General features: G+C 65.9%; 22 protein-coding genes. 10 read left to right on the forward strand and 12 right to left on the reverse strand.

The genetic code is table 11. The annotated features are described in order from the left end of the window. The first annotated feature begins 87 nt into the window (after positions 1-87). On the forward strand, positions 88-2,052 hold the full coding sequence (locus tag CSW63_RS12515) for a peptidylprolyl isomerase (RefSeq protein WP_062093324.1): 1,965 nt from the start codon (positions 88-90) through the stop codon (positions 2,050-2,052). Then, on the forward strand, positions 2,052-3,593 hold the full coding sequence (gene trpE, locus CSW63_RS12520) for an anthranilate synthase component I (protein WP_062093325.1): 1,542 nt from the start codon (positions 2,052-2,054) through the stop codon (positions 3,591-3,593). The genes CSW63_RS12515 and trpE overlap by 1 nt, the downstream gene beginning before the upstream one ends. A 3-nt stretch (positions 3,594-3,596) precedes the next feature. On the opposite strand, the gene CSW63_RS23390 is transcribed toward trpE, so the two are convergent. After that, positions 3,597-3,824, reverse strand: a complete 228-nt coding sequence (locus CSW63_RS23390; protein ID WP_062093326.1) for a hypothetical protein — start codon at positions 3,822-3,824, stop codon at positions 3,597-3,599. Between the two features lie 214 nt (positions 3,825-4,038). On the opposite strand from CSW63_RS23390, the gene CSW63_RS12530 reads away from it, so the two are divergent. From CSW63_RS12530 to lexA, 6 genes are all read left to right on the forward strand, one after another. Next, the gene (locus CSW63_RS12530; protein WP_062093327.1) at positions 4,039-4,635 is read left to right on the forward strand and encodes an aminodeoxychorismate/anthranilate synthase component II; all 597 of its coding nucleotides are present in this window, start codon (positions 4,039-4,041) and stop codon (positions 4,633-4,635) included. A gap of 8 nt (positions 4,636-4,643) precedes the next feature. Next, positions 4,644-5,669, forward strand: coding sequence for an anthranilate phosphoribosyltransferase (gene trpD / locus CSW63_RS12535; protein WP_062093328.1), 1,026 nt, complete (start codon positions 4,644-4,646; stop codon positions 5,667-5,669). Then, entirely contained in the window at positions 5,666-6,454 is a 789-nt protein-coding gene (gene trpC, locus CSW63_RS12540; protein ID WP_062093329.1) for an indole-3-glycerol phosphate synthase TrpC, read from the forward strand. The genes trpD and trpC overlap by 4 nt, the downstream gene beginning before the upstream one ends. Before the next feature lie 95 nt (positions 6,455-6,549). Beyond that, on the forward strand, positions 6,550-7,140 hold the full coding sequence (locus tag CSW63_RS12545; protein WP_062093330.1) for a lysophospholipid acyltransferase family protein: 591 nt from the start codon (positions 6,550-6,552) through the stop codon (positions 7,138-7,140). Between the two features lie 50 nt (positions 7,141-7,190). Next, positions 7,191-8,042 (forward strand): class I SAM-dependent methyltransferase, encoded by an 852-nt coding sequence (locus CSW63_RS12550; protein WP_062093331.1) that lies wholly within the window; start codon positions 7,191-7,193, stop codon positions 8,040-8,042. A gap of 171 nt (positions 8,043-8,213) precedes the next feature. After that, a complete protein-coding gene (gene lexA / locus CSW63_RS12555) occupies positions 8,214-8,918 on the forward strand; it encodes a transcriptional repressor LexA (protein ID WP_062093332.1) in 705 nt (234 codons plus the stop codon). A 78-nt stretch (positions 8,919-8,996) separates the two neighbouring features. On the opposite strand, the gene CSW63_RS12560 is transcribed toward lexA, so the two are convergent. After that, positions 8,997-9,764 (reverse strand): isocitrate lyase/phosphoenolpyruvate mutase family protein, encoded by a 768-nt coding sequence (locus tag CSW63_RS12560; protein WP_062093333.1) that lies wholly within the window; start codon positions 9,762-9,764, stop codon positions 8,997-8,999. Positions 9,765-9,807: 43 nt separating this feature from the next. Next, entirely contained in the window at positions 9,808-11,919 is a 2,112-nt protein-coding gene (locus CSW63_RS12565; RefSeq protein WP_062093334.1) for a ComEC/Rec2 family competence protein, read from the reverse strand. Between the two features lie 219 nt (positions 11,920-12,138). On the opposite strand from CSW63_RS12565, the gene gltX reads away from it, so the two are divergent. Further along, complete coding sequence (gene gltX / locus CSW63_RS12570) at positions 12,139-13,551, forward strand: glutamate--tRNA ligase (protein ID WP_099503517.1); 1,413 nt, start codon at positions 12,139-12,141, stop codon at positions 13,549-13,551. A gap of 67 nt (positions 13,552-13,618) precedes the next feature. Further along, entirely contained in the window at positions 13,619-14,899 is a 1,281-nt protein-coding gene (gene gltA / locus CSW63_RS12575; RefSeq protein ID WP_062093336.1) for a citrate synthase, read from the forward strand. Between the two features lie 46 nt (positions 14,900-14,945). On the opposite strand, the gene CSW63_RS12580 is transcribed toward gltA, so the two are convergent. The 9 genes from CSW63_RS12580 to bamA all read right to left on the reverse strand — a co-directional run bounded on the left by CSW63_RS12580 (position 14,946) and on the right by bamA (position 24,528). Next, positions 14,946-15,209 (reverse strand): EscU/YscU/HrcU family type III secretion system export apparatus switch protein, encoded by a 264-nt coding sequence (locus CSW63_RS12580; protein ID WP_062093337.1) that lies wholly within the window; start codon positions 15,207-15,209, stop codon positions 14,946-14,948. Then, a complete protein-coding gene (locus tag CSW63_RS23790) occupies positions 15,206-15,868 on the reverse strand; it encodes a flagellar hook-length control protein FliK (protein WP_246842017.1) in 663 nt (220 codons plus the stop codon). The genes CSW63_RS12580 and CSW63_RS23790 overlap by 4 nt, the downstream gene beginning before the upstream one ends. 1,272 nt (positions 15,869-17,140) lie before the next feature. Beyond that, positions 17,141-18,331: a lipid-A-disaccharide synthase gene (gene lpxB, locus CSW63_RS12590; protein WP_062093339.1), complete on the reverse strand. Its 1,191-nt coding sequence runs from the start codon at positions 18,329-18,331 to the stop codon at positions 17,141-17,143. Then, positions 18,328-19,170 (reverse strand): LpxI family protein, encoded by an 843-nt coding sequence (locus CSW63_RS12595; RefSeq protein ID WP_062093340.1) that lies wholly within the window; start codon positions 19,168-19,170, stop codon positions 18,328-18,330. Before CSW63_RS12595 ends, lpxB begins: the two co-directional genes overlap by 4 nt. 10 nt (positions 19,171-19,180) lie before the next feature. Then, complete coding sequence (gene lpxA / locus CSW63_RS12600) at positions 19,181-19,972, reverse strand: acyl-ACP--UDP-N-acetylglucosamine O-acyltransferase (RefSeq protein ID WP_062093341.1); 792 nt, start codon at positions 19,970-19,972, stop codon at positions 19,181-19,183. Further along, the gene (gene fabZ / locus CSW63_RS12605) at positions 19,969-20,448 is read right to left on the reverse strand and encodes a 3-hydroxyacyl-ACP dehydratase FabZ (RefSeq protein WP_062093342.1); all 480 of its coding nucleotides are present in this window, start codon (positions 20,446-20,448) and stop codon (positions 19,969-19,971) included. Before fabZ ends, lpxA begins: the two co-directional genes overlap by 4 nt. A gap of 2 nt (positions 20,449-20,450) precedes the next feature. Next, positions 20,451-21,470: a UDP-3-O-(3-hydroxymyristoyl)glucosamine N-acyltransferase gene (lpxD, locus tag CSW63_RS12610; protein WP_062093343.1), complete on the reverse strand. Its 1,020-nt coding sequence runs from the start codon at positions 21,468-21,470 to the stop codon at positions 20,451-20,453. 53 nt (positions 21,471-21,523) lie between these two features. Next, positions 21,524-22,162: an OmpH family outer membrane protein gene (locus CSW63_RS12615; RefSeq protein WP_062093344.1), complete on the reverse strand. Its 639-nt coding sequence runs from the start codon at positions 22,160-22,162 to the stop codon at positions 21,524-21,526. Positions 22,163-22,164: 2 nt separating this feature from the next. Then, positions 22,165-24,528: an outer membrane protein assembly factor BamA gene (gene bamA, locus CSW63_RS12620; RefSeq protein ID WP_062093345.1), complete on the reverse strand. Its 2,364-nt coding sequence runs from the start codon at positions 24,526-24,528 to the stop codon at positions 22,165-22,167. Position 24,529 lies beyond the last annotated feature (1 nt).

Below are 24,529 nucleotides of genomic sequence, written 5' to 3' on the forward strand. Positions count from 1 at the left end.
CCCCTCGCCTGCGGCTCTACTATACCCGCTTGCTCTCGATCCTCGCGCCCGCAGGCGCGATGGTCCGTCTGGAAGGTTTTCGCGCTCATGCTCGCCGGTTTCCGCAAACTCGCCAAATCACCCTTCGCGGTCGTGCTCTTTGGCCTGCTGATCGTCAGCTTCGCCGTGTTCGGCATCAGCGACGTGTTCAAGGGACCCAAGGGATCGGGCGTCATTAGCGCCGGGTCGCGCTCCATGAGCGCCGCCGACTTCAAGCAGCGCTTCGACAACTATCGCAAGGCCATGGAGCAGCGGAACGGCACGACCCTGACGCCGGACCAGGCCGTCGAGCAAGGCGTTGATCGCCAGATCGTCCAGGAACTGATGCTCCAGGAGTCGTTGGCCGCCGCCCTCCAGCAAGCGGGCGTCGCGCCGTCTGACAAGCTGGTCGCCGACACGGTGCATCAGCAGATGAGCCAGTTGCCGCCGACGACGCGTCCTTTCGATCCGATCACCGGCAAGTTTGATTCCCGCGCTTACGCGGCTCTGATGCAGCAAAACGGCATCACGCCGCAGGCTTACGAGGCTTCGCTGCGCGACGAGATCGCCCAAACGCATTTCTTCTCCGCCATCGCCGACGGCCTGAAAGCGCCGCGCATCTACGCCGCGCTGCAAGGCGCTTACCTGCTGGAAGCGCGTGACATCTCAGCCTTCGCGGTGAACCCGGCCTCGGTCCAGCGCCCCGGCGCCCCGACCGACGCGCAGCTGATGGCGTTCATGAAAGAGAACGCCGACCGCCTGACGCGCCCCGAGACGCGCGTGCTGTCGATCATGCGCGTCAGCGCACCCGCCTTGGAACCGACGGTGACCGTCGATCCGGCCGAGGTCCAGAAGGCCTTCGACTTCCGCAAGGACAGCCTGGCCAAGCCCGAGACGCGGACCATCATCCAGATCGCCGCGCCTGACGCGAAGGCCGCTGCGACGATCTCACAGCGTCTGGCCAAGGGCGAAGACCCGGCCGCCGTCGCCAAGGCCTACGGCAAGACCCCGCTGGTCCTGACGGACAAGCCGAAGACCGCCGTGCCGGACCGCAAGGTCGCCGAAGCCGCCTTCGCCCTGGCCGCTGGCCAGGTCAGCGGACCGATCACCGGCGATCTAGGCGTCGCCGTCGTCAAGGTCACCAAGATCAATCCGGGCGCGGTCGCCACGCTGGAAAGCGTGCGTCCGCAGATCGAGGCCGAGGTTCGCGCTCAGGCGGCTCAGGCCAAGGCCTATGACCAGACCCAGACCTATCAGGATGCGCGAGACGCCGGCGCCGACCTCGTCTCGGCCGCCAGCAAGGCCGGGGCCCTGGTCATCACGACCGCTCCCGTCACGGCGCAAGGAACCGACCAGATGGGGCAGCCGGTCGCCGGCCTGACGCCCGATATTGTCAAGACGGCGTTCGACCTGTCGCAGGGCGGCGAGAGCGAATTGGTCGAACTGGGCAAGGGCGACTATTACGCCGTGCGCGTCGAGCGCATCGTTCCGGCGGCGCTGCCACCTCTGGCCGAAATCAAGCCGCAGCTAACCGCCGTCTGGATGGGCCAGGAAATGGCCAAGCGCATGAAGGCCAAGGCCGATGAGCTGGCGGCGCGCGTCAAGAAGGGTGAGAGCCTGGAAACGGTCGCCGCCTCGGCGCAATCGAAGGTCCAGAAGATCCCGGGGGGCCTGACCCGCCAGAACGCCCAGCAACATATGGGCCTGGGAACCGAGTTCCTCGGCGCCGCCTTCACCGCCAAACCCGGCGCGATCTTCACCGCCCGCGCCGGCCAGCAGGGCGAAGCGTATGTGGTCGCCAAGCTCGATGCGGTTCGCGCCGCGCCGACGGCGAATGTCGCGCAGATTGCGGTGCTCACCGAGGGCCAAGCCGCCAATGGCTTGATGCGGGATCTGGCCGAGGCCACGCGCCTGGTCGCCAAGACCCAGATGAAGACTAAGAGCAACCTCACCCTGGCGCGTCAGGCGATCGGAGTCGACACCGACGCCCTGGCCAAGGCCGAAGCCGCCAAGGCCGGAAAGAAGGCCGAGTAATGAGCCTGGAGCCCGCGTTCGAGGCCTTTTCGGAAGCCTATGACGCCGGACGGCAACAAGTCGTCTGGACGCGTCTGATCGACGATCTGGAGACGCCCGTCTCAGCCTATCTGAAGATCGCACAGGCGCGGCCCTACAGCTTCCTGTTCGAGAGCGTCGAAGGCGGGGCATGGCGCGGTCGCTACTCGATCGTGACGATGAACCCGGACCTCGTCTGGCGTTGCCGTGGCGACCAGGCTGAAATCGCCGAGGGTGACGATATCGCCGCCGGACGATTCACGCCCCAGCCCGGCGGGGCGCTCGACAGCTTGCGCGACTTGGTCGCGCGTTCGCGGATGGAGCTCCCGAAAGGCTTGCCGCCGATGGCCGCCGGCGTGTTCGGAGCGCTGGGCTATGATCTGGTGCGCCTCGTCGAGCGCCTTCCCAACATCAATCCGGACACTCTGAACCTGCCCGACGGGATCATGACCCGCCCGTCCATCGTCGCGGTGTTCGACGCTATCGCCCAGGAAATCATCCTGACGACGACGGTGCGGCCTCAGGCGGGGGTCTCGGCCAAGACGGCCCACGATCAGGCGCGCGCCCGCATCGAAACCGTGATCGCCGATCTGCATCGTCCCTTGGCGCATGACGCCCCCCGTGCGCCGCGTGGTCCCATGGACTTCACCACGCCGGTCAGCCGCGCGGACTACGCCGAGGTGGTCGCCAAGGCCAAGGACTACATCGCCGCCGGCGACATCTTTCAGGTCGTCGCCAGCCATCGCTTCCGCGCACCGTTCGATTTGCCGCCCTTCGCGCTCTATCGCTCGCTGCGGCGGACCAACCCATCGCCGTTCCTGTTTTTCCTGAACCTGGATGGGTTCAACCTGGTCGGCTCCAGTCCCGAGATCCTGGTGCGGCTGCGCGACGGCAAGATCACGATCCGGCCGATCGCCGGTACGCGACCGCGCGGGGCGACGCCGGAAGAAGACGCAGCGCTGGAGCGCGAACTGTTGGCCGACCCGAAGGAACGCGCCGAGCACCTGATGCTGCTCGACCTGGGTCGCAACGACGTGGGCCGGGTGGCGATGCTGAACCAGCACGGCCGTAACGCTCCGCCGGAACAGACGCGCCCCAAGGGGCCTAATGTGCGGGTCACCGAGAGCTTCACGATCGAGCGCTACAGCCACGTGATGCATATCGTCTCGAACGTCGAGGGCACGGCGCCCGAGGGCGTCGATCCCGTCGATGTCCTGATGGCGGCCCTGCCCGCCGGCACGCTGTCTGGCGCGCCAAAGGTCCGCGCCATGGAGATCATCGACGAACTCGAGGTCGAAAAACGCGGTATCGGCTACGCTGGCGCAGTGGGCTATTTCGGCGCGGACGGCGCGGTCGACACCTGCATCGTGTTGCGCACGGCGCTGGTGAAGGACGGCATGATGTACGTCCAGGCCGGTGGCGGCATCGTCGCCGACAGCGATCCTGACGCCGAATACGACGAGACTCTGCACAAGTCCCGCGCCCTGAAGCGCGCCGCCGAAGAGGCCTGGCGATTCAGCTGAGCCTTAGGGCTGCATTCCCCGCTCGGGACCGCCCAGCCGGTCGTCCGGAATGTGCTGCGTGACCGCAGGCGGCGCCAGCACCATGACCGTGGCGAAGCTGAGCGCGCAGAACGCGGCAAAGGCTGCGGCCGCCAGCACCGGCCCCATTTTCTGGGCACGCTGCTTGGGCCGCAGCAGAGCGCGGACATAGGCGACGGCGACAGGGTCCAAAGCGGAATCACGCGGGTCCATACGCGCATGATGCTCAAGACCGCGATCGCTGTAACCGTTACTGAAAGCCGCAGGCGAAAATGGCGCTATACAATGCCACCGCTAAGACCCCTGGCCTTTCGGACCGCTGTCCACGAGACCTGCGGTTGGTTGAAACCTGGAGCACGTTCGAGCCGCGAAACCGCTTACGCTTTCGCCTAACGCGCTCTAGAACCGCACCTCGAAAGGCGGCGTCATGATCCTCGTCATCGATAACTACGACAGCTTCACCTACAATCTCGTCCACTATCTGAACGAGCTGGGCGCAGACACGACCGTCTATCGCAACGACGCGTTGACCGTCACCGAGGCGCTGGGCCTTCAGCCGGCCGCTGTGCTGCTCTCGCCGGGGCCGAAGGCGCCCGACCAGGCCGGCATCTGCCTCCCGCTGCTGGAAGCCGCGCCCGTAGACCTGCCGATCCTGGGCGTCTGCCTGGGCCACCAGGCCATCGGTCAGGCCTTCGGCGGCGAGGTCATCCGCGCCAAGGCCGTCATGCACGGCAAGGTCAGCAAGGTCCGCCATAACGACAAGGGCATCTTCAAGGGCCTTCCGAACCCCTTCACAGCCACCCGCTATCACAGCCTCGCCGTGCGCCGCGAAGATCTTCCGGCCGACCTGGAGGTCACCGCCTGGACCGATGACGGCGAGATCATGGGCGTGCAGCACAAGACCCGTCCGATCTTCGGCGTCCAATTCCATCCCGAGTCGATCGCCACGGAGGGCGGCCATCAGATGCTGGCCAACTTCATGGATCTGGCCGGCGTCAAGCGCGACGCGGCGATCTGGGTCTAGGCTTTCCGATGTCCGACGCCTTCAAACCGCTGCTGGCCAAGCTCGCCGATGGTCAAACCCTCGACGACAACGACGCCGAACTGTTCTTCGCCGCCTGCCTGCGGGGCGAGCCAACGCCGGCGCAAGTCGCCGCGGCGGTGACCGCCATCCGCCTGCGCGGCGAAACCGTGGGCGAAATCGCGGCCTGCGCCCGCGCGATGCGCCGCGCTGCGGAGCAGCTCGAGCACCCCTATGACGTCATCGATGTCTGCGGGACCGGCGGCGATGGCCTGCACACGCTGAATATTTCGACCGCCGTGGGCTTCGTGGCCGCCGGTGGCGGTCTGAAGGTCGCCAAGCACGGCAACAGGGCGATCACCTCGAAATCGGGCACCGCTGACGTGTTGAGCGCCCTCGGCGTCAACATCGACGCCACGCGCGAGCAACAGCGCAAGGCGCTGGACGAGGCGGGCATTTGCTTCCTGTTCGCCCAGGCTCACCACGGCGCGATGAAGCACGTCTCGCCGATCCGTCAGCAACTGGGCTTCCGCACCATCTTCAACCTGCTTGGGCCGCTCACCAACCCGGCTGGCGCGAAGCGGCAAGTCGTGGGAGTCCCGGCCCCGCGCTTCGTCGAACCAATCGCCAAGGCGCTGGGTGCGCTCGGGGCAGAACGCGCCTGGTCCGTGCACGGCTCCGGCATGGACGAACTGACGACGACGGGTGAGACCGAGGTCGCCGAATGGCGCGATGGGGCGGTTCGTCTGTTCAAGATCACGCCCGAAGCCGTGGGTCTGCCGCGCGCCTCACTCGCGGACCTGACAGGCGGCGATCCTGCCTTCAACGCGGCGGCGCTGGCGCGCTTGTTCGATGGCGAGAAGGGTCCTTACCGCGACATCGTCCTCCTCAACGCCGCCGCCGCGTTCCTCGTCGCCGACAAGGTCGAGACCCTGGCGGAGGGGATCGGCTTGGCGGGCGAGGTCATCGATAACGGGCGCGCCAAGGCCGCCCTCGCCGGCCTGGTTGCCGCCACCCATACGGAAGTTCCCGCGTGACCGACATTCTGGCGAAGATCGCCGCCTACAAGCGCGACGACGTGGCGGGCCGCAAGGCCGCGCGGTCGCAAACCGAGGTGGACGCTGCTGCAAGGGCGGCTTCTGCCCCGCGCGGGTTCAAGGCCGCGCTTCAGGCCTGTCACAGTCCTGGAAAGCTCTCGCTGATCGCCGAGATCAAGAAGGCCTCTCCGTCGAAAGGCCTGATCCGGGAAGACTTCGATCCGCCGATCCTGGCGCAGGCCTACGAGGCCGGTGGCGCGGCTTGCCTTTCGGTGCTGACGGATGGCCCCAGCTTCCAGGGCGCGGACGACTATCTGGTCGCCGCCCGCGCCGCGACCGCCCTGCCCTGCATCCGCAAGGACTTCCTGGTCGACCCCTGGCAGGTGGCCGAAAGCCGGGCGCTGGGCGCCGACGCTATCCTGGTCATCCTGGCGATGATCGACGATGTCTTGGCGGCCGAGCTGATGGCCGAGGCCCGCCGCCTGGGCATGGACGCCCTGGTGGAGGTGCATGACGAAGCGGAGATGGCGCGCGCCGGCGCGCTCGACGCCGACCTCGTGGGGATCAACAATCGCGACCTGAAAAGCTTCGTCGTCGATCTGGCGGTGACCGAACGCTTGGCGGCCCACGCGCCGAAAGACGCGCTTCTGGTCACCGAGAGCGGCGTCTTCACCCACCAGGACGTCGTTCGCATGGAGGCAACCGGCGCGAAGGCCATGCTGGTCGGCGAGAGCCTTATGCGTCATGCGGATGTCACGGCCGCGACCCGCGCCCTGATCGGATAAACCCGAAACGGGCTTTCAAGGCGCTGGCGTCGGACGGCGAAGCAGCTCCATCCTCCCCCCGTCGCCGCGCCGAGAACGCGGATGAGGAAACGGACATGAACTGGCTCGCGCGAGTCGTGAAATGGGCTCTGGCCACGAACTTCAAGCTGCAGGGCTGGAAGATCGAGGGCGCGCCGCCCGAGACGCGAAAATTCGTCGTCATCGCTGCGCCCCACACCAGCAATTGGGACTTTGTCTACTTCGTCGGCGCAGCCGACGCCTTGAACCTTGATCTCAGCTTCATCGGCAAGGCCTCGCTGTTCAAGGCGCCATTCGATCAGATGATGCGGGACCTGGGTGGCATCCCCCTCGACCGCGAGCGCTCCAAGGACATGGTCAGGGCCATGGTCGAAGAATTCGGCCGTCGAGACACCTTCATGCTGACGATCGCGCCCGAGGGCACGCGCGGTAAGGCGCGGCAATGGAAGACGGGCTTCTATCACATCGCCATGGGCGCCAAGGTCCCGATGGTGCTGGGGATGATGGACTACCAGCGAAAGGTCGTGGGCCTGGGCCCCGCGATCTATCCGACCGGCGACTACGCCGCCGACATGCGCCGGATCGCCAGCTTCTACCAGAGCTGCACCCCGAAGTTCCCTGAGTTGGCCACGCGGTTCGACGATCTGGACACGGCGTCGGACGCCTAACGGACGCCACGGATCTATAAGACGAGCGCCGGGACTGACAGGAGAATCGGATGCGCGCCTTACTGACCTCGTTGAAAGCCCTGGCGCCGTCGCCGATCAAGCGCGCTTGGCGCCGGCTGCGACCGTTTGCTCGCGTCTCATCTCCGTCCGACCAAAGCGCGAGCGACGACACCGGATCGGTAAGCGCGCCAAGAGAACTTTGGCATCTGGTCGGCGCCGCCGACGCCGACTTCGTCCGGGTAGGCCAGGGATTCAAGTCTCTCTTCCTGGACGCTGGCCTAAAGCCCCATCACGCCCTTCTGGACGTCGGTTGCGGGATCGGCCGCGCCGCGGCGCCGCTTGTCGACTATTTGGATGAGAACGGCCGCTACGCGGGTTTTGACGTGATGGCGGAGGCCATCGACTGGTGCCGCGCCAACATCGCGGTCGGAGATCCGCGATTCGAGTTCCTCCACGCCGACATGCACAGCGACCGCTACAACCCCGGCGGAACCCAGCCGGCCAGCGCATATGTCTTCCCCTATCCCGACGCGAGCTTTGACTATGTCTGGCTCGGTTCGGTCTTCACCCACCTGCTGGCGGCCGACCAGGCGCAGTTCGCGCGCGAGATCACGCGGGTGCTGAGGCCCGGCGGCGTCAGCATCATCTCGTGGTACCTGATCGACGACGAGGCGCGCGCCAACGCCAGCGAGGGTCGCGCGGCCTTTGACTTCGCCCATGCTCTGGACGGGTGCTGGACTGCGACGCCAGACTTGCCCGAGGCGGTCATCGGCTATGACCTTCAGGCTGTGCGAGACCAGTATGAGGCGCTGGGCCTCGACATTCTGAACCAAGCGCTGGGAGTCTGGCGGCGGGAGCCCCTCCAAGACCAGGACATCATCATCGCCCGCAAATGCACCTGAAAGATTTTATTAAGCTTTTGATTCTTCAGACCTTTTAGCCTCAACTTTTGCTAAGCCTCTGAAATTGAGCGTGTTTCCCGCGTTAACGAACCTCGACTTGACATTATCGCGGAACACCAGGAGAACATTCGCAAGGTTTGCGGTTTGTTCCGCGCTCCACCCGAGGCCGATATGCTCACGCGCAAGCAGCACGAACTGCTGATGTTCATTCACGAGCGGATCAAGGAGACCGGCGTCTCCCCGTCGTTCGACGAGATGAAGGAGGCTCTGGACCTGGCGTCCAAGTCGGGCATCCATCGCCTCATCACCGCCCTGGAAGAGCGTGGGTTTATCCGCCGGCTTGCTCACCGCGCCCGCGCGCTGGAGGTGGTGAAGTTGCCTCAGCAGGCGACGACCGCCGCGCCGCCCAAGGGGCGTGGCGCGTTCCGTCCGCAGGTCTTCGAGGGCGGCGGCGCTCCAGCGCAAGCCGCGAGCGCCGCCGCGCCAGCCAACGACAGCCGCGAACTGCCAATCCTGGGCCGGATCGCTGCGGGTACGCCGATCGATGCGATCCAGCACGAACGCGAGCGGCTGCCGGTGCCGGAGTCTATGCTGGGCGGCGGTGAACACTATGTTCTGGAGGTTCAGGGCGACTCGATGATCGAGGCCGGAATCCTCGATGGCGACTATGTCATCATAAAAAAGGGCGACACCGCGACGTCGGGCGAGATTGTCGTCGCGTTGGTTGGTGAGGAAGCCACCCTGAAGCGCTTGCGCAAGAAGGGCGGCTCGATCGCTCTGGAGGCCGCGAACCCGAAATACGAGACCCGCATTTTCGGGCCCGACCAGGTCGAAGTTCAGGGCAAGCTGGTCGGCCTGATCCGGCGCTATCACTAAGGTCGCTAGGGGCCACTGAAGCCCAAGGCCCTGATCCTCAAGCGGGATCAGGGCCTTTTTCGCGTTCACCGTCTCGCTTTAGCTAACAGACGTCAGTCGCCCTTCGCGCGCCAGCCGTTCAGCCATAGCGTCGAAACCAGCCCAAGCGGCGCCCGCCAGCGCGCCGCCGCTGCTGACTCGGCGCACGCCCAACGCCGCCAGGTTCTCGACCTTCATGTCCGAACCCCACAGCAGCACGTTGACGGGCTTGGGAGCGACCGCTCGAACGATGGCTTCGATCTCCTTTGGATCACTGACCGCAGGCGCGTAGAGGCAGTCCGCACCAGCGTCGGCATAGGCCTTGAGACGCTCCAAGGCCGGTCCCAGATCGCGACGGCCGCGAAGATAGCCCTCGGTCCGGCCGACCAGCATCACATCCTGGCCACTGGCGTCGATAGCCGCGCGCGCCGCCTTGAGCCGCTCGACAGCGACGGGAACGTCGTAGAGCGCCGCCCCCGACCAGTCCTCAATCGATAGGCCCGCGATCCCGGTCGCGACAGCCAGCGAAACGCTCTCGGCCACCTCGTCCGACGTCTCGCCAAAGCCGTTCTCGAAATCGGCGTTCACCGGCAGATCCGTGGCCGCGCAAAGCATCGCCAGGTGGGCGATCACCTCGTCGCGCGTCACCTGGCCATCGTCCTTGCCCAAGGAACAGGCCATGCCAGCGCTGGTCGAGGCCAAAGCCTTGAACCCCAACGTCTTGAGCCGCTTGGCGCTTCCCGCGTCCCAGGGATTAGGAAGAACGAAACATCCCTCCAAATGCAGGGCGCGGAAGGCTGCGCGGCGGGCGGTGAAGGCGGTGGACATGATGGCGCTCCTCGTGGTCCCGCAGACGGGGCGGCGCCCGTTTCTAATCCCGCTGCGTGACATCGCGTGTCAGCAGGGCGCTCCAGGGCCGCTGGCCACGTAGCGGCTGGGCCCAGACGATCCGCCAGCCGTCGGGACGTCTATAGAGCTCAGCTGCTCCCAAGCGCGCGAAATCCTCGCCGGTCAGCAGCACGGTCTCGGCGCAAAGCGGCGGCGCTCGCACCGGCGCAGGTCCTCGTATGACCACGATTTCGCTCCGAACGCACAACCCGGAGAGGGTCTCGGCGTCGGGCGTCTTGCGCGACCAGGCCAAAGCCAGACGCACGGGCGCCCCCAAACCCGGCGCGCAGACGCGGCGATCGCAGACGTAGAGACGCCAGGCGGCCGGCTCCAGCCCCCTGCGTCTTGCCCAAAGCTCCGCGCCAAAGCGCTTGGCGTCGGTCCGGAGCAGCACAGCCGCGTCGCCTGACCGCACTGCGGCAGTGGCGCCGTCGGCGGCGATCCAGGCGTCCGGCGGCGCAGGTCTGGGCCACAGCGCGACCGACAGCGCCAGAGGCGCGCCGATCCAGCGCAGTCTTCCTTTCCACAGGCACAGGATCATCAAACCCAGGAACGCCACGACTAGGACCTGCGGCGGCGCGCTGGCCACCACCTGCTGCGCACCGTGCGCGTTGGCGAAGGCGTTGGCCACCGCCAGCATTGCGTCTACGCCCCAGCCGGCCAGGGCTAGAAGCGGCCCTCCTAGTCCGATGGGCTCCAGGACGGCGCCGATGGCCAGGAACGGCATGATCACGAACGAGGACAACGGCGCGACGGCGAGGTTGGCGGGCAGCCCCCAGACCGCGACCCGGTTGAAATGCTGCATCGCGAACGGCGCGGTGGCCAGTCCTGCGACGAGACTGGCGGCGACACTGGCCGCCAGCCAGGCGACCATGGCCTGCGGGACGCGGATCCACCACGGCGTCGAGATCTCACGCACCGGCCGTGGCCACGCTTCGGCCAACGCCACCAGCGCGGCGGTTGCGGCGAACGACATCTGGAACCCCGGCTCACCGGCGGTTTCCGGCTTGAGCAGCAGAATGAAGAGGGCCGCCAACGCCAGGCCATGCAGCGTGATCGCGCGCCGATCGAAGAGGATCGCCAGAAACGCCACGCTCGCGGTGATGGCGGCCCGCTCGGCCGGCGGCGGCGCGCCCGAAACGACGAGGTAGCCGATCACGGCGATCAAGCCGGCGCTCGCGGCGATCTTCTTCCCGGGCGCACGTAGCGCCAGCCAGGGCCACGCGGCGACCCCGAGCCGAACGGCCATGAACACGAAGCCGCCGACGATCGCCATGTGCAGTCCCGATATGGAGAGAATGTGCGCCAGACCTGACGCACGCATGGCTTCCGTCTGGGTTTCGGTGATCCAAGCCTCATGACCGGTGACCATCGCCGCACCGACACCCCCGCTGGTCGGCCCCATCCGGGCGTGTAACCTCTGCGCCAGGCTCCAGCGGAATGCATTGACCGCCATCGCGAGCCTTAGCCGCATCGGCGGCGGGTCCAGGCTGACCGGATCGATCTCGCCGATCGTAAACCCCACGGCGCCGATGGAATCAAACCATGCGTCGCGCGCGAAATCGTAAGCTCCAGGCGCGGCGGGCGGCGGCGGCGGCCCAAGCATGGCCCGAACGCGGATCGCCCGCCCCGGCGCGGGTATCAGGTTCTCGCCGATCGTGACCCGGATCCGACGCGGGGTCTGATCCGACGTCAGGCCCGATATGCTGACCGGCGCAATCAACAGCCGCCGTCCGCCCGCGCCGGGACTGACCACGTCTACGACGAAGCCCTCGACGCGCCTGACACCCCTTTCACCGGCAATGACGGGCGCGGCGACCCGATCACTTCGAAGCTTGGCTGCAAAGGTTCCCGCCCCGCCCGAGGCCAGTAGACTGAGGCCAACGACGACGGCGGCGGGGGCGTTCCATCGCCGCCCCGCCCACCATGCCAGTCCCAGGAGTATAGCCAAACCCGCCAGCGCCCAGGCGCGCGGCTCGACGCCTGCTTCAAGATAGGCCGCCGCGCCAAGTCCAAACGCGACCGGCGTCCAAAGGAAGTGGCGGTCGAGATTGTCCGCGCCCTCGACGCGTGCGATGCCCCCTAACCGACCCATGATGGAGCCTTTGGGCGCAGCAGGCGATGCGCCTTCATCAACGAAATCTACTAACACGCGGAAACCGTTGTCTTTTTTCTCGTCGCCTTGGCCTTACTGCGCTGCGGAAAAGCGCTAGGCCCCGTGCGAAGCGGCGTGCTAAGACGCCTCGCCCGCGCCGCTTCGCGGTGATTGGTTTCCGCCGCCGTCTCGGCGCCCTGTCCTGCAGCCTTGAAGTCCATGTCGAACCCCACTCCCACCGGCGTCGTCACGCGCTTCGCCCCCTCGCCCACCGGTTTCCTGCATATCGGCGGCGCTCGTACGGCGCTGTTTAACTGGTTATATGCACGTCATACGGGAGGGAAGTTCCTAATTCGCGTCGAGGACACCGATCGCGAGCGCTCGACCGAGGCCGCCGTGGCCGCGATCTTCGAGGGCCTGGACTGGTTGGGCCTGAAGTCCGACGACGAGGTGATCTTCCAGCACACCCGCGCGCCGCGTCACGTCGAGGTGGTGCACGAGCTGTTGGCCAAGGGCCGCGCCTATCGCTGCTGGATGACCGTCGAGGAACTCGAAGTCGCACGCGAGAAGGCCCGCGCCGAAGGCCGCGCGATCCGCTCACCCTGGCGCGACGCGCCCGAGGGCGATCTCTCCGCGCCGCATGTGATCCGTTTCAAAGGACCGCTGGACGGCGAGACCGTAGTCAATGACCTGGTCAAGGGCCCCGTCACCTTCAAGAACATCGAGCTGGACGACCTTGTCCTGCTCCGCGCGGACGGCGCGCCGACCTACAACCTCGCGGTCGTGGTCGACGATCACGATATGGGCGTCACCCACGTCATCCGGGGCGACGACCACCTGAATAACGCCGCCCGTCAGACCCTGATCTATCAGGCGATGGACTGGACCGTTCCGGCCTTCGCGCACATCCCGCTGATCCACGGGCCGGACGGCGCCAAGCTCTCAAAGCGCCACGGCGCCCAGGCCGTGGGCGAGTTCGCCGACCTCGGCTACATCCCGGAAGGGATGCGCAACTATCTCGCCCGCCTGGGCTGGGGTCATGGCGACGACGAGGTCTTCACCGACGAGCAGGCGATCAGCTGGTTCGACGTGGCCGATGTCGTGAAAGCTCCGGCGCGCCTCGACTGGGCCAAGCTGAACCACACCAATGCTCAGCATCTGCGCAAGGCCGACGACGCCCGTCTGACGGCGCTGGCCTTGGCGGCGGCGGAAAAGCGAGGCGAGTCACTGCCCGCCGACGCGGCCGAGCGCATCGCGCGGACGGTTCCGGAGGTCAAGGAAGGCGCCAAGACGATCCTCGAACTGGTCGATCACTGCGCATTCGCGCTGAAGACACGGCCATTGGCGCTGGAAGAGAAAACCCAAAAGCAGCTGACCGAGGAAACGGTCGAGCGGCTGAAGCGACTGCGCGACCAGCTGGCCGCCGCGCCGGCTTTCGATGCCGCAACCCTGGAAGCCGTATTGAAATCATTCGCGGAATCCGAGGGCGTCGGCTTCGGCAAGTTTGGTCCGGCGTTGCGCGGGATCCTCACTGGCGGCGCGCCCGCGCCTGACCTGAACAAGACCATGGCGGCTCTCTCCCGCGATGAGGCGATTGGCCGTCTTGACGACGCGCTGGCGCCTCGCGCATGAGGCGCTATAACGCACCCGCGAAAAGCGAAAATTGGACTGCCCGTCCCAATAATGAAGGGGTCTACGGATGACCGATAAAGCCACGCTGACGATCGGCGACAAGAGCTATGAGCTGCCGATCCTCAAGGGCAGCACGGGTCCGGACGTCATCGACGTCCGCAAGATCTACGGTGAGAGCGATCACTTCACGTTCGATCCGGGCTTCACCTCCACGGCCTCGTGCGAGAGCAAGATCACCTATATCGACGGCGACGCGGGCATTCTGCTGCACCGCGGCTATCCGATCGACCAGTTGGCCGAGAAGTCCTCGTTCCTCGAGGTCTGCTACCTGCTGCTGAACGGCGAGCTGCCCAAGGCCGACGAGTTCGCCAAGTTCGAGCGCAACATCACCTACCACACGATGTTGCACGCCCAGTTCGACCGCTTCTTCGAGGGCTTCCGCCGCGACGCCCACCCGATGGCGGTCATGACCGGCGCTGTCGGCGCCCTGTCGGCCTTCTACTCGGACAGCATCAACGTCGACGACGCGCGTGAGCGTGAGATCAGCGCCCATCGCCTGATCGCCAAGATGCCGACGATCGCCGCCCGCGCCTACAAGTACACGGTCGGCCAGCCGTTCGTGTCGCCGCGCAACGATCTGTCGTACTCGGAAAACTTCCTGCGCATGTGCTTCGCCGTGCCGGCCGAGGACTGGAAGCCGAACCCGGTGCTGACCCGCGCCATGGACCGGATCTTCATCCTGCACGCCGACCACGAGCAAAACGCCTCGACCTCGACCGTCCGCCTGGCCGGCTCATCAGGCGCGCACCCGTTCGCCTGTATCGCCGCCGGCATCGCCTGCCTTTGGGGCCCGTCGCACGGCGGCGCCAACCAGGAAGCGCTGGAGATGCTGGAGACCATCGGTTCGGTCGACAACATCAAGGACTACGTCCAGGGCGTGAAGGACCGGAAGTACAAGCTGATGGGCTTCGGCCACCGCGTGTACAAGAACTTCGACCCGCGCGCGAAGGTCATGCAGAAGACCGCGCACGAAGTTCTGGCCGAACTGGGCCACAACAACGACCCGCTGCTGCAGGTCGCCCAGGAACTGGAAAAGGTCGCCCTGAACGACCCCTACTTCGTCGATCGCAAGCTGTACCCGAACATCGACTTCTATTCGGGCATCACCCTGCGCGCGATGGGCTTCCCGACCAACATGTTCACCGTGCTGTTCGCCCTGGCCCGCACCGTGGGGTGGATCAGCCAGTGGAAGGAGATGTTCGAGGACCCGACCCGCAAGATCGGCCGTCCCCGTCAGCTCTACACGGGCGCCACGCAGCGCGATTACGTCCCGGTCGAGAAGCGCTAAGCGCTGCATTCAGGATCAGGCCCCGCTTCGGCGGGGCCTTTTTCGTTCAGCGCTTGAGAAGGAAGCTCAGCACCTCGGCCACAGCGCGATAAAGCGCTTCGGGAATCTCTTCATCGATCTCAATGGTCGACAGCGCCTGCGCCAGCACCGGGTCTTCCTCGATCGGCACGCCGTGCTCGCGGGCCGTCTCGATGATCTTCTCCCCAACCCACCCCTGACCCGAGGCGACGACCTTTGGCGCGTTGGGCTCTTCGTAGAGAAGCGCGACGGCGATACGGGGCTTGGCCGAAGGGCCGGAAATCCCGCTCATGAGGCCTGATCCACGAAATGGCCGAGCGGATTGGCGCTTTGTGCCAATGGCGCGCCCGAGTGGACCGCGACTTCGGGGCTGAGTTCGGCCTGGCGAAGCGCCGCCCCCAGGGCCTCCTCGCCGGCTCTCAAGCGTGAGATCGTCTCGGCACGTTCCGCCCAGAGCGAGACACGAGCGCGAGCGCCGGTCAGCGTCACGAGGGCATGGACTGGCCCGAGCGGCTCAAGATCGATCGAAAAGCGCGCCTTGTAGGTCCGTTCTCCCGCCGAGGTCGCGCCGCCGCCAGAGCCTCCGCCATCGCGACTGATCTCGAACTGCGCCACGGCGACGCCTTGCGGCGTCACGAAAGGTAGGTCGAGGTTCAACTTCGCACTCGTCGCCCCCGGCGCGCGCGTATCGGCCTGCTCGCGGTCCTGAGGTGCGGACTCGGGCAGTGAGGCGATCTGCATCAAATCCTGTCGCGCGATGGCGGCATGGGCTTTCTTGAGCAGGCTACGCGCCATGTCCTCCGGCGTAGCGCCCAAGGTCACTGGCGCCTCAGCGGGCTTTTGCCCCGCCATAGGGCCGCCAGCATAGGGGGGCGGCGGCGTCTTTGCACGGTCCTCAAAGACCGAAGGGGCATAGGCTCGTGTCGTCAGCGGACGTTCCCGGGCCGGCATTGGATCTCCTGCCGAAGCCTCCTCACCCAGATGTTCAACCTGGATCAATGACGGAAGCGTCGCCTTACTGGGCGCGGCCGGCGATGACGACCGCTCTGGGCCAGATCGCATGGGCGCGACAAACGCGCCAAACCTTGCCTCGAGTTCGGCGGACGCGCTCTCAGGGCGGTTTTGGAGGTTCGGCGCCTGCTGCCGAGCCGAGGACGATGTTTGAGTGTTGGGAGCTGACGACTCCGTCGGAGGCGGCGACCCAGAAGGCAAGTCCATCGCTTGGGCGTTCTGAGGGATCGCCAGCGCCCTGGGCTGCGACGGCGGCGAGCTCATCGCACCCGAGCTTGGCGAGGGCGCACTCAAGGAGCGGAGCGCGGGCGTCGATGGGGTTGCCTGCCCGCGCCCAGACGAACCCAAGGACATCCCCTCACGGTCTGCGGTCGCTCTCCCGGCGGGGGCTTCGCGCATGGTTGCGCCGTCCGCCTCGGCGCCACTTGAGACGGGGTCTTGCACAGTTCCTATGACTAGGCCGGCTGGCGCGTTTTCGATGCGCCCTAGCCAAGCCGAAAGCGCGCCGCGAAACACCAGGAGCGCCGCCTTGAGGTCCCCATCGGCAACAGGGATCCGCGCCGGCGCGTCCACCGACGACGATGGCGACTTCGCCAGCCGGGCTTCCAGCAGCACGCCGGAGCGTTCCACGGCGCGCCGCAATCCCGCCCCTGTGGTGATGTCCGAGATGGTTGGCGTCGCTGCGAGCAATGCCCGGCTGGCGTCTCGAACTTCGGCGGGGGTATCTGGCTGCAGCAAGACCGCGCGGAGGTCCGCCATAAGCGGCGCAATGCCCGCCTGTCGAGGCACGGCCTCGGCGGTCGCCAGCCTTATGGCCTGGGCCAGGCGGGCTTCTGGCGGGCTTCGAGCAGCCGGCGCGGCGCCCGTCGGCGCACTGAACTTCGGGCTTGGGGCGTCAGCGGCGTGCTCCGTGTCCTGCGTTGCAGCCTGGCCAGCCTGCTCGACTTTGCCTTTAGCGTTCTGGACCGGGACAGCAGCTTGGCCGGCTAGGTTACCCAATTGCGCTGTCGTATTGGCTAGGGCCTGGCGCGCCAACGCCGTTAGAACCGCGCTCGAATCGGGCGGGATTCCAGCCGAAGGGGTTGGAAGGATCGGGCTCACGGGCGTGGTCGGGTCTATAGCCACGACAACGACTCCAAGGCGACAGCTTATTGGAGCCTAGCTGCCCGAGCGTAAACCAGCGATTAACCCTCGGCGAGCTTCGACAAGCACTCAGACTGACGCGCGGCGTCTCGCACGTAGGAAATCCAACACGACGTCGGCGGCCGCCTCAGAGGGATCAGGCATCCCTCGCCCCATCCGATCGAGCGCCGCATACTGCTCGGCCACCTGCCGCGCACGCAACTTGGGATCATCCAGGCGCGCAGCGACTTCCCGCGCCAAGCCTTCACCTTCGCAGGCCGCCTGGATCAGCTCCGGCGCGATGGCCTTGCCGGCGGCGATGTTGAAGAGTGTGATCCAGCGCGGCTTCATCAGCCGCTTGACGATCGCGTAGGTCACGGCGCTGGTCTTGTAGCCGACCACCATAGGTCGTCCCGCGAGCGCCAGTTCCGTCGTCACCGTGCCGCTACAGGCCAGGGCGACATCGGCGGCGACGAACGCGTCATCCTTGAGGGCTTCGTCTTCGACGACGTGGGCGCGGAACGGCCATCCGGCCACCTGGGCCTTCACCGCCTCCGCCACGGTATAGGCAGCCGGCACTACAACCTGCAGCGCCGGACGATCGCGCTTGAGCCGCTGAACGGCGTCCTCGAACGCCGGCATCACGCGCTGGATCTCCGAGGGCCGACTGCCGGGAAGGACCAGCAGGATCGGGTCGGACATCGCCGCTCCGATCGCCGCGCGGAGGCGAGCCGGGTCGGCCTGGTCGAACCGCTTGGCGAGCGCGGAATTGCCGACGAAAACGTTCTTGAGCCCCGTCGCGTCGAAATAGGGCTTGTCCATCGGCTGGATCGACAGCAGCAGATCTACAGCCTTGGCCAGTGACTGCGCGCGACGTTCACCATAGGCCCAGACCTGCGGCGCGACGTACTTCACAAGCGGTAGGTCAGGATCAAGCTTGCGCAGCGCCTTTGCCAGACGAATGTTGAAGCCCCAACTGTCGATGAGCACCGCCACATCTGGCTTCTCCCGCGCCGCCAAGGCTACGGTGTCCTTCAGGCGCGCCATGGCGCGAGGATAAGCCTTGAGGCTCTCCAGAATGCCCAGGATCGAAAGCTGAGCGATGTCGAACGGGCTCTCGACGCCCTGTTCAGCCATCTTCGCACCGCCGACGCCGACGAAGGTGACATCATCACCGAGCCGCGTCCGCAGCGCACGCGCCAAGCCCGCTCCAAGAGCGTCGCCCGAAGCCTCCGCAGCGACCAGCATGACTTTCAGAGGCGCTTTGCCTGCATCGGTCATGGCTGCTCCTGCGGATCGACCCCCAAGACGAAGACGCCCAGATCATCGGCGGCCGCGATCACCGCCTCTCGATCGACGACCAGCAAGCGCCCGGTTTCGCCCACAACGCCCGCGAGCCCCGCGCGAGCGGCGCGCTGGATCGTGGCCACACCGATCGTCGGAAGGTCGACGCGCGTTTCCTGGATGGGTTTGGGCGCCTTGGCCAGCACACCAAGACGTCGTTCAGCCCGTCCACGGATCGCCTCCGGCAGCTCAGCCACACGCCGCAGCATCGCGTCGGTGCCCTCCTGGGCTTCCACGGCAAGGACGAGGCCCTCGCAGACGACCGCGCCCTGCCCTATGTCGAGACGGCCGATCTCGCGGGCGACCATCAGCGCCTTGTCGATATCCGCCATATGCTCGGGCGCTGGAGAGACCTTGCCCAAGCGCCCCCGCGGCAAGGTCATTTCCCCCATCACCTCGTGCGCGCCTTCGATCTCGAAGCCTTCCTTCTCGAACTCGTCGAGCACCCGTCGCAGCAGCGCGTCATCGCCTCGCCGCGCGGCGACGATCAGGCTGGGCAGTACTTTCACGCCCCGAGCGTCGGGCATCAGCGCCGAGAAGTCCGGGCGACTGACATTGCCGGCGAAGCAAACAACGCCGCAGCCCTCTGCGCGAAGCGCCTTGAAGATCTTTCCGAACTCGCCAAGGCCGACCTCGACCCCAGGATAGCGACTCAGCGCCGGGTCCGCGAACGAGCGCAAGCGCATCACGGAAAAGGCGCGTCCAGCGGCCTCGCAATGAGACGCCAGTTCGACAGGAAGCGCCCCGCCGCCGGCGATCAGGCCCAATTTGCGCATCAGCGAAACTCTAGACTTCCCGCTCCGGCAGGCAGAGCGGACGATTGGCGTCGGCGCGGATGAAGTCGACGATCTCCATCACCTCGGCGTTGGCGGCATGAATCTCGGCCACGTCGTCGAGCCGCTCCTGGAACGTGCCTTCATCCGCGAACATCAGGCGATAGGCGGCGCGCAGCGCGTTGATCGTCTCGCGCGGGAAACCGCGTCGCTTGAGACCGACGAGATTGAGGCCTTCCAAGTGGGCGTGGTTCCCCCAAACCGAACCGTATGGGATGACATCCTTGGTCACGGCGGCGAGGCCGCCGATGAAGCTGTAGCGGCCGATCCGGGAGAACTGGTGCGCTGCGGCCAGGCCGCCCATGAACACATAGTCACCGATCGCCACGTGCCCGCCCAGGGTTGCGCCCTTGGCCAGGACGACGAAATCCCCAACCGTGCAGTCGTGCGCCACGTGTGAGCCGACCATGTAAAGGCCGTCGGAACCGATCGTCGTCACGCCCTTCCCCGACGCCGTGCCGGTATGCATGGTCACGTGCTCGCGAATGATGTTCCGCGGCCCAATAATGAGCTCGGTCCGCTCGCCCTTGTGCCCCAGGTGCTGCGGCGGGCCGCCGAGGTTGGCGAAGGGGTGGACAACACAGCCCTCGCCAAGGGTGGTCGCCCCCTCCACCACCACGTGAGAAAGCAGACGCACGCCCGCTGACAGCGTCACATCGGGGCCAACGATGCTGTAGGGCCCGATCTCGACATCAGGAGCCAGCTTGGCCTCCGGCGCGACGATGGCGGTGGGATGAATGCTCATGCCTTGGGCCCCGTATCGACGACCATGGCGGCGAACTCGGCCTCGGCGGCCACCTTGTCGCCGACCTTGGCCACGCCCTTGAACTTGAAGATCGACGAACGCGCTCGCAGGACTTCGACCTCCATGCGGATCACGTCGCCGGGCCGCACGGGATTACGGAAGCGGGCGTTGTCGACCGACATGAAGAAGATCGTCTTGCCCTCGGTGTCGACCTCGAGCGACTTGCTCATCAGCACCGCGCCGGTCTGAGCCAGGGCCTCGATGATCAGTACGCCGGGCATCACCGGGTTGCCCGGGAAATGCCCCTGGAAGAAGGGCTCGTTCACCGTCACGCACTTGATGCCGACGATCGACTGATGGGGGTTGTAGTCCTCGGCGCGATCGACGAGCAGGAACGGATAGCGGTGAGGGATACGCGCCAGGATTTCCGCGATGTCGATATCGGTCTGCACCGCTTGCTCGGCGTTGTCGCCCATACTCAGCCCCTCGTCCCTCGGCCGCCAGCCATGCGCGACAGCCATGCGGTCTCCCGAAGCCACCGCTTGAGCGGCCGCGCCGGAAAGCCCGTCCAAGTTTCACCTTCCGGCACGTTCTTGAACACCGAGGCGGAGGCCCCGATGCTCGCGCCCGAGCCGATATTCAAATGGTCCGCAACCCCAGCCTTGCCGCCAAAGGCGACGCCGTCGCCGATGACCGTGCTTCCGGAAATTCCGGTATAGGCCGCCAACACACAATTGCGCCCGATACGGACGTTGTGCGCGACGTGGACGAGATTGTCGATCTTGGTGTTCTCGCCGATGGACGTATCGGCGAATGCGCCCCGGTCGACGCAGCTATTGGCGCCGATCGTCACATTGTCCTGGATGACGACCCGTCCCAACTGGGGCAGATCCACCATGCCACGTGGACCTAGCGCGGCGCCGAAGCCCGCTTCCCCGATGACCGCGCCGGCCGAGATGCGGACACCATCGCCCACGAGTGCAAAACCGATCACTGCATTGGCGCCGATCAAGCAATCACGGCCGATCAGGACGCCAGGACCGATCACCGCGCCGGGACCGATATATGTCCCACGTCCGATCCGGGCGCCTTGGCCGACGGTCACGTTCGTGGACAGCAAGACCCCGGGTTCAAGCGTCGCGTCAGGATGAACGAGCGGAGACCCAGGCTCGTGTCGCCGCGGCGCGTGAAGTCGATTGGCCGCTGCAGCCCACGCGGCTTGCGGACGTGCGGTCACCAAGGCCGCACAGGTCGCCGGCAGGAAGTCCTTATGCTCCGGACGCACGAAACACGCGCCCGCGCGGGTGACCGCAGCGAACGACTTACGCTTGGCGTCAGAGAAGAAGGTGACCGCCTGAGCGTCCGCCGTGTCGAGCGGCGCGGCGGCGGCGATAAGCCTGTGTCCCAAGCTGGCGTCCGCGAGCTCCGCAGCGCCGGCCTGGGCCAGGTCAGAAAGCGAAGCCGGACCCAGGCTGTCAAAGAAACGCGGGTCCGGCATGTTTCCTCACGGCGAAAGAGTCTCCCTTGGTAAACCCAAGAGGGACGATTCGCTTACTTGTTGGTCGGTTGCAGCGCGGCCGCGCCCGGGACCTGCTGGTCCAGACGTTCGCGGTCGAAGGTCAGGGTCTTGATACGAGCGTCCAGGGCGGCGACCACGGCGTCAGTGATGTCCATGGCCGGGTTGGCCAGCATCACGGACTCACGGTCCAGCAGAACGCTGCACTTCTGCGCCTGATAGACCTGTTGGATCGGCGTGTTCAGCTCCGAATAGACGCGCGCCAGAGCCTTTTGCTCAGTCGCCTCGACTTCCTTCTGGCGCAGTTGGCCCTTGCGCTGCCAGGCATTGGCCTTGGCTTGCAGGGTAGCGGCCTGCTGTTCGAGAGCGTCCTGAGCGATGGTCGCCTTCTTGGCGTCCAGAGCCTTGGCTTCATTGTCCAGCGCGGTGCGTTCGCCGGTCAGTTCGGCGTTCACTTGCTGGATGATCGTCTTCAGACGCGCGTCGACGGCCTTGCCGACCTGCGAGCTGCCGATGGCGCGCGCGCCCGAGAAGATGCAGACGCCCGGGATCGCCGGACCGTGCGTGACGGCCGGAGCCGCAGGAGCGGCGGCGGGAGCCGTCTGGGCCGAGGCGCTGGTCGCGATAGCGAGGGCGACAACGCTGGCAGCGGCCGCGGACAGGAACTTGGACATGTTTATTGGAACCTTGTGGAGGTGGAGAACCGGAACGTTTCGGTTCGGTCGTAGCTTTCCTTGGCCAAAATGCGGCTGATATCGAAGCGAATGGGGCCCATGGGGGATTTCCAGTCGATCGAGATACCCGCCGAAGCACGCAGGCCCAGGTTATCGCGAATGTTCGGGTCGAAGACGCCGGGCGACTTCTGGCGATCCACATCATCCAGCAAACCGGCGGTGCCGACGTCGCTGAACAGGGCGGCCTTGATGCCGTACTGCTCGGGCAGGAAGGTCGGGACCGTCAGCTCGAAAGTGCTGATCGCGTAGAGTTTGGCGCCCATCGAGTTGTATGAGCTGGAGATGTCGCGCGGGCCAATACCCGCGATCTCGAAGCCGCGGAACGACGTGCCGCCACGATAGAAGCGGTCGTTGATCCGAACGTTGTCGCCACCCCAGCCTTCGATGTAGCCGAACGAACCGGTGGCGCTGAACACGAGATCCTTGGTGAAGCCCCAATACCAACCGGCGTCGGCTTCGGTCTTGAGGTACTTCACGTCGCCGCCCAGGCCCGCAAGGTCCTGGTTGAGGTCCGCGAACCAGCCGCGGGTCGGGTTGATCGGGTCGTTGCGCTTGTCGATGCGCAGGCCGTAGCCGATCAGCGAGGTGATGTAAGCGCCGCGCTGCAGGCAGAGGATTTGCGAGACAGAACCACTGGTGCAGAGACTGTCGGCGACGCTCACCTCGTCCTGACGGATCGTGTAGCGCAGGCTCATCGACGAGTCGTTGGTCAGCGGGAAGCCGAAGCGCACATCGCCGCCAACCGACTTGGTGTCGTAGGCCGCGTACTGCGAAAGGTCGTAGCGGAAGGTGTAGAGGTTCAGGCCCGCGACCAGATTGCGACCCAGGAAGCGCGGCTCGCTGAAGCCGAAATCGATCTGCTGACGCAGCGAGCCCACGGACGCCCGCGCGCGAAGGTTCTGGCCGCGCCCGCGGAAGTTCCGCTCGGTGATGCCCACATCCAGCACCAGCTTGTCGATCGAGCTGTAACCGGCGCTGAACGACAGTTCACCGGTCGGTTGTTCCTCGACCTTGACCCGCAGGCTGGTGCGATCCGGCGCCGAGCCCGGCGCGTCTTCGATCTCTACTTCCTTGAAGAAGCCCAGGCGACGAATGTTGTTCTTGGAGCGGTCAACCAGAACGCGGTTGTAGGCGTCGCCTTCGGCGACTTCCAGCTCGCGACGCAGCACGTAGTCGAGCGTGCGGGTGTTGCCGACGATGTCGATGCGATCGACATAGACGCGCGGCCCTTCGCGAACCTGGAACACCACGTCGACCGTCTTGGTCTCGCGGTTGGGCACATAGCGCGGGCGCACGTCCACGAACGCGAAGCCCGCCGCGCCGGCGGCGAAGGTCAGGGCGTCGGTCGCCTGCTCGATGCGCTCGTCTTCATAAAGCTGGCCGGTGCGGACGGGCAGAATCTGGGCCAGCAGGTTGCCGTCCAGCTTCTTTAGTTCGGTCTCGACGGTGATCTTGCCGAACTTGTACTTCGGCCCTTCCTCAAGCGTGTAGGTGACGGCGAAGCCGTTCTTGTCCGGCGCCAACTCGGCGACCGAAGAGATGACGCGGAAGTCGAAATAGCCGCGATTTCGATAGTGCTTGCGCAGTTGTTCGCGGTCGTACTCGATCCGGTCGGGGTCGTAGTTATCGTTGCTGGTCAGGATCTTGTACCAGCGGCTCTCCTTCGTGACGATCACGTCACGCAGGTCGTTGTCCGAGAACTCGGAATTGCCGAGGAAGTTGATCCCCAGAACGCCACTTTTGGCGCCCTCACTGATTTCGAACACCAGATCGACGCGCTTCTGCGGCAGTTCGACGACCTTAGGCGTCACGGTGGCCGAAATCCGACCCGAGCGGCGATAGAGTTCGATGATCCGCTGAACGTCGGCTTGGACCTTGGCGCGCGTGAAGATGCCACGTGGGCGGATCTGCACTTCGTCCTTCAGCTTGTCTTCCTTGAGGGAGGAATTCCCTTCAAAGACAACCTGATTGATGATCGGGTTTTCGACGACTTTCACGACGAGATCGCCACCGAGCATCTCGATCTTCACGTCGGCGAAGAGATCGGTGCGCGCCAGGGTCTTCAGCGCCAGGTCAAGGCGTTGCGAGTCGACGGTGTCGCCCGGCTGGATCGGCAAATAGGACAGCACCGTCCCTTGCTCGATGCGCTCGTTGCCTTGCACCAGAATACGCTGAACCACGCCCGTCTGGGCGGCCTGAGCAAAGGCCTGATGCGGAGCCACCAGGGCCGTCGAGCCGAGAAGCAGCGCCATACCCGTGGCGAACGCGGCGCTTTGGGCGCGAAGTTTGTTCATGTGACCAATCATG

Origin of the sequence: Caulobacter sp. FWC26, from assembly GCF_002742645.2 — a bacterium.
Lineage (GTDB): Bacteria > Pseudomonadota > Alphaproteobacteria > Caulobacterales > Caulobacteraceae > Caulobacter.

Excerpts from the sequence above, each read along its gene's own strand:
- CSW63_RS12515 (WP_062093324.1), top strand. The coding sequence starts at position 88 with ATGCTCGCCGGTTTCCGCAAACTCGCCAAATCACCCTTCGCGGTCGTG.
- trpE (WP_062093325.1), top strand. The coding sequence starts at position 2,052 with ATGAGCCTGGAGCCCGCGTTCGAGGCCTTTTCGGAAGCCTATGACGCC.
- CSW63_RS23390 (WP_062093326.1), bottom strand. The coding sequence starts at position 3,824 with ATGGACCCGCGTGATTCCGCTTTGGACCCTGTCGCCGTCGCCTATGTC.
- CSW63_RS12530 (WP_062093327.1), top strand. The coding sequence starts at position 4,039 with ATGATCCTCGTCATCGATAACTACGACAGCTTCACCTACAATCTCGTC.
- trpD (WP_062093328.1), top strand. The coding sequence starts at position 4,644 with ATGTCCGACGCCTTCAAACCGCTGCTGGCCAAGCTCGCCGATGGTCAA.
- CSW63_RS12545 (WP_062093330.1), top strand. The coding sequence starts at position 6,550 with ATGAACTGGCTCGCGCGAGTCGTGAAATGGGCTCTGGCCACGAACTTC.
- CSW63_RS12550 (WP_062093331.1), top strand. The coding sequence starts at position 7,191 with ATGCGCGCCTTACTGACCTCGTTGAAAGCCCTGGCGCCGTCGCCGATC.
- lexA (WP_062093332.1), top strand. The coding sequence starts at position 8,214 with ATGCTCACGCGCAAGCAGCACGAACTGCTGATGTTCATTCACGAGCGG.
- CSW63_RS12560 (WP_062093333.1), bottom strand. The coding sequence starts at position 9,764 with ATGTCCACCGCCTTCACCGCCCGCCGCGCAGCCTTCCGCGCCCTGCAT.
- CSW63_RS12565 (WP_062093334.1), bottom strand. The coding sequence starts at position 11,919 with ATGGGTCGGTTAGGGGGCATCGCACGCGTCGAGGGCGCGGACAATCTC.
- gltX (WP_099503517.1), top strand. The coding sequence starts at position 12,139 with ATGTCGAACCCCACTCCCACCGGCGTCGTCACGCGCTTCGCCCCCTCG.
- gltA (WP_062093336.1), top strand. The coding sequence starts at position 13,619 with ATGACCGATAAAGCCACGCTGACGATCGGCGACAAGAGCTATGAGCTG.
- CSW63_RS12580 (WP_062093337.1), bottom strand. The coding sequence starts at position 15,209 with ATGAGCGGGATTTCCGGCCCTTCGGCCAAGCCCCGTATCGCCGTCGCG.
- CSW63_RS23790 (WP_246842017.1), bottom strand. The coding sequence starts at position 15,868 with ATGCCGGCCCGGGAACGTCCGCTGACGACACGAGCCTATGCCCCTTCG.
- lpxB (WP_062093339.1), bottom strand. The coding sequence starts at position 18,331 with ATGACCGATGCAGGCAAAGCGCCTCTGAAAGTCATGCTGGTCGCTGCG.
- CSW63_RS12595 (WP_062093340.1), bottom strand. The coding sequence starts at position 19,170 with ATGCGCAAATTGGGCCTGATCGCCGGCGGCGGGGCGCTTCCTGTCGAA.
- lpxA (WP_062093341.1), bottom strand. The coding sequence starts at position 19,972 with ATGAGCATTCATCCCACCGCCATCGTCGCGCCGGAGGCCAAGCTGGCT.
- fabZ (WP_062093342.1), bottom strand. The coding sequence starts at position 20,448 with ATGGGCGACAACGCCGAGCAAGCGGTGCAGACCGATATCGACATCGCG.
- lpxD (WP_062093343.1), bottom strand. The coding sequence starts at position 21,470 with ATGCCGGACCCGCGTTTCTTTGACAGCCTGGGTCCGGCTTCGCTTTCT.
- CSW63_RS12615 (WP_062093344.1), bottom strand. The coding sequence starts at position 22,162 with ATGTCCAAGTTCCTGTCCGCGGCCGCTGCCAGCGTTGTCGCCCTCGCT.
- bamA (WP_062093345.1), bottom strand. The coding sequence starts at position 24,528 with ATGATTGGTCACATGAACAAACTTCGCGCCCAAAGCGCCGCGTTCGCC.